Origin of the sequence: Sphingomonas sp. (genome assembly GCF_035490575.1) — a bacterium.
In the GTDB taxonomy this organism is placed as follows: domain Bacteria; phylum Pseudomonadota; class Alphaproteobacteria; order Sphingomonadales; family Sphingomonadaceae; genus Sphingomonas.
Genome location: NZ_DATJLI010000002.1, coordinates 1 through 6,921 on the forward strand (window position 1 = coordinate 1; position 6,921 = coordinate 6,921).

At 66.4% G+C, this 6,921-nt stretch carries 7 protein-coding genes and 1 pseudogene; 3 read left to right on the forward strand and 5 right to left on the reverse strand.

The annotated features are described in order from the left end of the window. The 4 genes and pseudogenes from VL973_RS00110 to VL973_RS00120 form a co-directional block, all read right to left on the reverse strand. A pseudogene (locus tag VL973_RS00110) lies at window positions 1-637 on the reverse strand (diguanylate cyclase); the annotation flags it as partial. Window positions 638-688: 51 nt separating this feature from the next. Continuing rightward, on the reverse strand, window positions 689-892 hold the full coding sequence (locus VL973_RS14290; RefSeq protein ID WP_414712164.1) for a DUF1289 domain-containing protein: 204 nt from the start codon (window positions 890-892) through the stop codon (window positions 689-691). Window positions 893-903: 11 nt separating this feature from the next. Next, window positions 904-2,334, reverse strand: coding sequence for a DEAD/DEAH box helicase (locus tag VL973_RS00115; RefSeq protein WP_325282002.1), 1,431 nt, complete (start codon window positions 2,332-2,334; stop codon window positions 904-906). 116 nt (window positions 2,335-2,450) lie between these two features. Beyond that, window positions 2,451-2,924: a hypothetical protein gene (locus VL973_RS00120; protein WP_325282003.1), complete on the reverse strand. Its 474-nt coding sequence runs from the start codon at window positions 2,922-2,924 to the stop codon at window positions 2,451-2,453. A gap of 95 nt (window positions 2,925-3,019) precedes the next feature. Between VL973_RS00120 and VL973_RS00125 the strand changes: the two genes are divergently transcribed. Next, on the forward strand, window positions 3,020-4,465 hold the full coding sequence (locus tag VL973_RS00125) for an FAD-binding oxidoreductase (RefSeq protein WP_325282004.1): 1,446 nt from the start codon (window positions 3,020-3,022) through the stop codon (window positions 4,463-4,465). 60 nt (window positions 4,466-4,525) lie between these two features. After that, entirely contained in the window at window positions 4,526-5,308 is a 783-nt protein-coding gene (locus VL973_RS00130; RefSeq protein ID WP_325282005.1) for a SapC family protein, read from the forward strand. Window positions 5,309-5,551: 243 nt separating this feature from the next. Here the strand turns inward: VL973_RS00130 and VL973_RS00135 are convergent, their stop codons facing one another. Next, the gene (locus VL973_RS00135; protein WP_325282006.1) at window positions 5,552-6,403 is read right to left on the reverse strand and encodes an N-formylglutamate amidohydrolase; all 852 of its coding nucleotides are present in this window, start codon (window positions 6,401-6,403) and stop codon (window positions 5,552-5,554) included. A 121-nt stretch (window positions 6,404-6,524) separates the two neighbouring features. On the opposite strand from VL973_RS00135, the gene cpdR reads away from it, so the two are divergent. Beyond that, a complete protein-coding gene (cpdR, locus tag VL973_RS00140) occupies window positions 6,525-6,902 on the forward strand; it encodes a cell cycle two-component system response regulator CpdR (RefSeq protein WP_325282007.1) in 378 nt (125 codons plus the stop codon). Window positions 6,903-6,921: the final 19 nt, after the last annotated feature.

Here is a 6,921-nt window from a genome sequence, read left to right on the forward strand (position 1 = left end):
GTGCGCGGATGACGACAAGCGAGCGCCCGCGCCCGAAACAGGTGAAGCACAGCAAAGCCGCGAACAGCAACGCCGCGGCCGCCAGCGTGATGTCGGCCCAGATCGCAAGCGACAGCGCCAGCGCGCCACCCAGCACGCCCAGAAACAGCAGCGTCGCTAATGGCAGCGCCGCCATCGCGATTGCCGATGCGGTCATCAGGATGGCGAGCGTGATCCACAGGCCGAGCGAGGCGTTGCCATGCACCGCCGGCCCGAACCACAAGGGTGCGATTGCCCAGACGGCGCCCAGCGACAACCCGTCGAGCGCGGTCCCGCGCACGTCCTGCACCGTTGCGGTCATTCGCGTGCGGTTGCGCCCGGCCAGCCGCCGCACCACCACGCCGGTCGACATGGCCCCCACAAATGCCGCCCACAGCACCAGTTGCCAAGTCGGGATCGCGCCCCGCAACAGCACCAGCAGCAGCGCCGCACCCAGCATATTGGCCGCGATGAGCATGAGCGCCAGTTGCGAGCCGGTATTCAGTTGCGCGGCGCGAATCGGTCCCCAATCCGTCGAATCATCGGGATCGCGCAGGCCCAGCAGGGCGCGAGCGTCGATCTTTGGTCGGGCGAACTGGCTGGAGACGGCGCTTTTCACGCGATCGTTGCTACTGCGACAAGCGTTAGCGATCGGTTAGGGCGCAACCGATCACGTTGATTTTTCGTTGAGAAGCTGACGCATCCTCGCCGGAAGCTGGCCCAGCACCGTAGCGCGCCCGCTCTGGCTCAACCCAGTCCAGCCGGCGATCTCGCCCCCGGTGCGGCCACAGCCCAGGCACCAGCCGGTCGCAAGATCCAACGTGCATACCAGGATGCACGGGCTGGTCACGGGCACCGGCCTGACGCGTGTCACGACGTCGCCGATCAGCGACCCAGCTTCACGTCGAGAAATGCGGGGATCGGGCCGTTCCAGCCGCCATCGTCATTGCCATCGGTATCACGACCGCGCCGATGGTCGCGGCGATTGTCGCGCTCACGCGGGGCGGGCGCGGGCGTGGGCTTTGCCGTCGGCCTGGGCGCGGGCCGGCTGAGGGGTTTTGCTTCGACCTCGACTTCGGCTTCCACCTCAATCACCGCCACCGGCTCCGCGACGGCGGATGCGCGGCGGTCGTTGCGCTTGCGGTCGCGCCGGGGCTTTTCCGCGGGCTTGCCGGCTTCGGGCTGAGGCGCCGCTGGCTTGTCGCCGACTGTCACACGCTCGATCGTTTGGCCGGTCAGCTTTTCGATATTGGCGATGTTCTCGGCATCCTCGCTCGTGACGAACGTAAAAGCCGCGCCCTTGGCCCCCGCACGACCCGTGCGGCCGATGCGGTGGACATAATCGTCGGGATGCCAGGGCGCGTCGAAGTTGAAGACGTGGCTGACACCCTTCACGTCCAGACCGCGCGCCGCGACATCGCTGGCGACCAGGATGTTGATGTCACCGCGCTTGAAGCGGTCCAGCTCTGCGATGCGCGACGACTGGTCCATGTCGCCGTGAATCTCGCCCGAGGCATAGCCATGGCTGCGAAGCGACTTGTTGAGTTCGCGAACGGTCGTCTTGCGGTTGCAGAAGATGATCGCGGTATGGATCTCCTCGCTCTGCAACAGTGAACGCAGCACTTCGCGCTTACGGTCGGCGCGCGTGGACACCAGCCGCTGGGTGATGTCCAGATTGGTGCTCGCGGGGCGCGATACCTCGATCGTCTTGGGATTGCTCAGAAACTTGTCGGCCAGCTTCTTGATCGGCGGCGGCATCGTCGCCGAAAACAGCAGCGTCTGACGCGTCTTGGGCAGTTTAGAGCAGATCGTCTCGATATCGGGAATGAACCCCATGTCGAGCATCCGGTCGGCTTCGTCGATGACCAGCAGTTCGCAACCGGTCAGCAGAATCTTGCCCCGCTCGAACAGGTCCATCAATCGCCCCGGCGTCGCGATCAGCACGTCGACGCCCTTTTCCAGCGCCTTGACCTGATCGCCCATCTGCACGCCGCCGATCAGCAGCGCCATCGACAGCTTGTGATACTGGCCGTATTTCTCGAAATTCTCGGCGACCTGCGCCGCAAGTTCGCGCGTTGGCTCAAGGATCAGGCTGCGCGGCATCAGGGCGCGCGTGCGGCCCTGTGCCAGGATATCGATCATGGGAAGGACGAAGCTGGCGGTCTTGCCGGTGCCCGTCTGGGCAATGCCGATCAGGTCGCGCATCATCAATACAGACGGAATGGCGCTGGCCTGAATGGGCGTGGGTTCGGAATACCCCGCCTCGGTCACGGCGCGTAGCAGTTCGTCAGACAGGCCGAGATCGGCAAAGCTCATGCAATTGTCCGGAAATACGGCGGCAAAAAGCGCAGCCGCCTATGCGGCCGCGCTCGCGGATTCACACCAAAAAGTCAAGTGCCGCCGCGATTGCCAGCGGCGCGACGGAAGTGAAATCAGCGCGACGGCACCAGCGCGCGAAAGGTTTCGATCCGGCATTCGCCGCCGGAACGCGAGCGGATCAGATCGCGGCGCGCGCAAATCTGGCCATCGGCGGGGGGGCGCAGGTAAAAGCCGGACTGGAAGTTCAGCGCCGGGCAATCCTCGCCCAGTCGCGCACGCATCCGGCGACCGCCCGACAGCACCAGGTCAACGGCGTCCGGCCGGGTGACTGATGCGGCGGCCAGCGATGTCACGGGCACGCATTGATCGCCGCCGCGACGCTCGACCCAGCTGATCGGGGGCAGGGGAGCGGCGGAGGCGGTGGTAATGATGCCGGGCGCCGCGGTCATTCGCGGCACGCGGATGACGATGCGGCGTTCGATCCGAACCTGCGCGCGCGCACCCGCCTGTGCCGTGCGATCGGCCTGCGCCAGCCAGGCCACATCGGGCGCGAGCGCAAGTTGCAGGAACAGCAGCGGATCAATCAACAAGTTCACCATCGACGCACGGGCAATGCCCGCCACCATTTGAACCGGCGATGAATTGGCGCGGGTTCACTCGCCATGCTATCGCGTCGGTCGAGATGACGCCAGCCCAGACGCAATTGACCGAAACCGCGCGCCGTATCGCCGGGCCTCGCGCGGTCACGACGGATCCGGCCGATATCGAACCGTGGCTGACCGACTGGCGGGGGCGTTTTCACGGCGCCGCGCCCGCGATCCTGTCGCCCGACACGACCCAAGCCACAGCCGAAATTGTCCGCGCCGCGCGCGACCTGGGCGTCGCACTGGTGCCTCAAGGCGGGAACACGTCAATGGTCGGCGGCGCGACGCCGCCGGGCGATGGGTCGGCGCTGATCCTGTCGACCCGCCGGCTGCGCGCGATCCGCAACATCGATGCCGATGCGCGACAGGCCGTGGCCGAAGCGGGCGCGATCCTTGCCGACGTTCACGCGGCGGCCAGCGACGCCGGGATGCGCTTTCCCCTGACACTGGGCGCCAGGGGGTCGGCGACGATCGGCGGGCTGGTGTCGACCAATGCGGGCGGGACGCAGGTGCTGCGCTTCGGCACGATGCGGCGGCTGGTGACGGGGGTGGAGGCGGTGCTGCCCGATGGATCGGTGCATGACGGGCTGTCGCCGCTCAAAAAGGACAATCGCGGTTACGACCTGACCCAGTTGCTGATCGGGGCGGAGGGGACATTGGGCATTGTCACGGCGGCGGCGCTGTCACTGGTGCCTGCGATCGCGACGCGGGCGGTCGCCTGGGCCGGGGTGGGCAGCCCGTCCGACGCGCTGGCGCTGCTGCGGCGGATGCAGGCGGCGACCGATACGGTCGAGAGTTTCGAGATCCTGCCGGGCAGCACGCTGGCGCTGGCGGTGGCGCATGTGCCGGGCGCGCGCGCGCCGTTGGCGGGCGCGCACGCCTGGCATGTGCTGATCGAAATGGCGGGCAGCGATGCGACCGCACGCCTGGATGCGATGCTCGAAACGCTGCTGGGCGATGCGATGTCCGACGGGCTGGTCGCCGATGCGGCGATCGCCGCCAGCGAGGCGCAGGCCGATGCATTCTGGCGGCTGCGCGATTCGCTATCCGCCGCCGAACGTGCGGGCGGCCCTGCTTCCCAGCATGACATCTCGGTCCCGGTCGATGCCATGCCGCGCTTCATGATCGAGGCGGCCGCCGCGATCGAAGCCGCCTTTCCGGGCACGCACGCCAGCGGTTTTGGCCATCTGGGCGACGGCAATATCCATTTCCACGTCCGCGCGCCCGCTGGCATGTCGGCCGAGCGCTGGTATGGCGATCATGCGGCCCGCGCGACGCGCATGGTGCATGATCTGGTTGTCGCCATGGGCGGGTCGATTTCGGCCGAACATGGTATCGGCCAGATGAAGGTCGATGAACTGACGCGAACCGCGTCGCCGGCGCGGCTGGCGGCGCTGCGCGCGATCAAGACGGCGTTCGATCCGCATGGGCTTTTCAATCCGGGCAAGCTGGTGACGCTTGCACCCGACCGCGCGTCGACTTAGACGCGCGCGACGATCCGGCAACGGCACTTCGATTTCATTTGGATTTCCCAGGAGAGTAAAATGGCCAGCGCACCGCAGCAGGCAGGGCTTCCGCTTTTCTATAACCAGCTCGAACCGCTTTCGAGCACGCAGCACGGCGACTTCCGCGTGCGGCCTGCCGCCACCGCGCCGTTCCTGGCCAATCACCACGCCGTTCCGCTGACGGTCGAGGAGTTTCCGCTGGTCCAGCGACGGATGCCGATCGTGTTCTCGGTCGGCGACGATCCCGTGCCGCTGGCGCTGATGGGCCTGAACGAAGGCGTCAACACCTTCCTCGACGCCGATGGCAAGCTGCTCGACGACGAGACCTATATCCCGGCCTACGTCCGGCGCTATCCCTATATGCTGGCGCGGCTGCGGCCCGAAAGCGAGGAACTGTCGCTGTGCTTCGATCCCACGTCGGAGACGATCGGCGCGTTCGATGAGGGCGAAAAGCTGTTCGAAAACGGCGAACCGACCGAACTGACCAAGGGCATCCTCAATTTTGCCGAGCAGTTCGAACAGGCCGGCCAGCGCACCAGCGCCTTCATGCGCGAGTTGAAGGAGCAGGGGCTGCTGATGGACGGTGAAATCTCGATCCAGCCCGATGGCGCGCAGCCCTTCGTCTATCGCGGCTTCCAGATGGTTGACGAGAGCAAGCTGAACGAAATGCGTGGCGACCAGCTTCGCAAGATGCAGCAATCGGGCATGTTGCCGCTGATCTACGCGCATCTGCTGTCGCTCAGCCTGATGCGCGACCTGTTCGCCAAGCAGATGCGGCAGGGCAAGATGCCGCAGCAGCCGGTGCCGCTGACCACCAACTGACCGGCTCATTCGCCGTCGCTCCATCGCCCCGGCGCTTCCTTGCGAGGCGTCGGGGCGATGTCGTTGATGGGACGTTAAAAAATCCCGACAGGCCCCTCTTGCGTGCGCCGCCCGGCAGATTATATTGTTTCTTGCGTGGTCCGGTGTCCCCCCTTTCGCCGGGCTATGCGACACGCCCTTGGGCGTGTCTCCTCCCTGAACCTTGGCCACCTGGTGCATTCGTGCCAGGTGGTTTTTTCTTGCCTATTCGGCGGCGAGCGGGACGGGCAGGGCGGCATCGGCCGCAGCGTCGATGATCGCGCGCAACTGCATTGCCGTGCGTGACAGATCGGGCGACGGCACCATCGTCAGCGGATCGAGATAAAGCAGGCGATCGAACTCCAGCTGCACGGCGTGAACGTCGCGCGCGGGATTGCCGTGACGGTCGAGCACATGGCCGCCCGCATAAGGAACGTTGCGCCCGACGCGCAGCCCCGACCGGGCGGCGGCGCGTTCAATCGCGGCAACGATTTCGGGACCGGCGCTCTGCGCCATGCGGTCGCCCAGCACCAGTTGCGGACGCTCGCTGCCCAGCGTGGGCATCGAATGGATGTCGAGCAGGACGGCGACGCCGAACCGCACATGCGCGGCGCGCAACGCATCGGCCAACGCTGCGTGATAGGGGCGGTGATCGGCGGCGATGCGGCGATCGATCTCCGCACTGGTGAAGCGCCGCGCCCACAGGTCCCCCGCCGCCCCCACGCGGCGCGGCACCAGTCCCAGCCCGCTTTTCACCTTGGTCGACGCCATCGGCAGCGACATCAGCGATCCGCCGCTCTCGACAGCCGGGTCGCGTTCGTGCTCGCCGCGGTTCAGGTCGATCCACGCGCGGGGCCGAGACGCGACCAGCATGATCTCGTCTTTGCGCGCGGCATGGGCCACCGCATCGACATGGCGATCCTCAAGCGGTAACAGCGCGCCGGGCGGCACGCGCAGCGCCTCCAGCAACCGCGCGGGATAGTCGCGCCCGGCATGTGGCACCGACAGGATGACCGGACTGCCGGGAATCGCCGGTCCGAACCGGTCGAAACTGGGGTGCACAGACGCATCGTTCACTGCCCGATGCTAGGCGACGCGATTGTTTCCGGCAATCGTCCCGGCGCATCTCGCAACCGGCCTTGCTGGAAAATGTTAAGGGCTTTGCCCATAAGGGAACGGCGTGACCAAAGAGGCGATAATGTTCCGAATCCTGCTCGCCGAAGATGATGACGTGATGCGCGAATATCTGACGCGCGCGCTCGAACGGGCGGGCTATCTGGTCAGCGCGGTCGATCGCGGCACGACGGCGCTGGCGCTGATCGAGAGCGAACGCTTCGACCTGTTGCTGACCGATATTGTCATGCCGGAGATGGACGGCATCGAACTGGCGCAGCGTGCCAGCGATCTGGTGCCCGACATGCGCGTGATGTTCATCACCGGCTTTGCCGCCGTGACGTTGCGGGCGGGCCGCGCGATGCCGCAGGCGCGCGTGCTGTCCAAACCCTTTCACCTGCGCGAACTGGTGGCGGAAGTCGACCGGCTGTTCGAGCTGGAAACCGTGCCCTCGCGCCAGTGATAAAAGCGAAAAACAGGCT

Bases quoted from the DNA above. Each gene is read 5' to 3' on its own strand.
- VL973_RS00115 (WP_325282002.1), bottom strand. From the start codon at position 2,334: ATGAGCTTTGCCGATCTCGGCCTGTCTGACGAACTGCTACGCGCCGTG.
- VL973_RS00125 (WP_325282004.1), top strand. From the start codon at position 3,020: ATGACGCCAGCCCAGACGCAATTGACCGAAACCGCGCGCCGTATCGCC.
- VL973_RS00130 (WP_325282005.1), top strand. From the start codon at position 4,526: ATGGCCAGCGCACCGCAGCAGGCAGGGCTTCCGCTTTTCTATAACCAG.
- cpdR (WP_325282007.1), top strand. From the start codon at position 6,525: ATGTTCCGAATCCTGCTCGCCGAAGATGATGACGTGATGCGCGAATAT.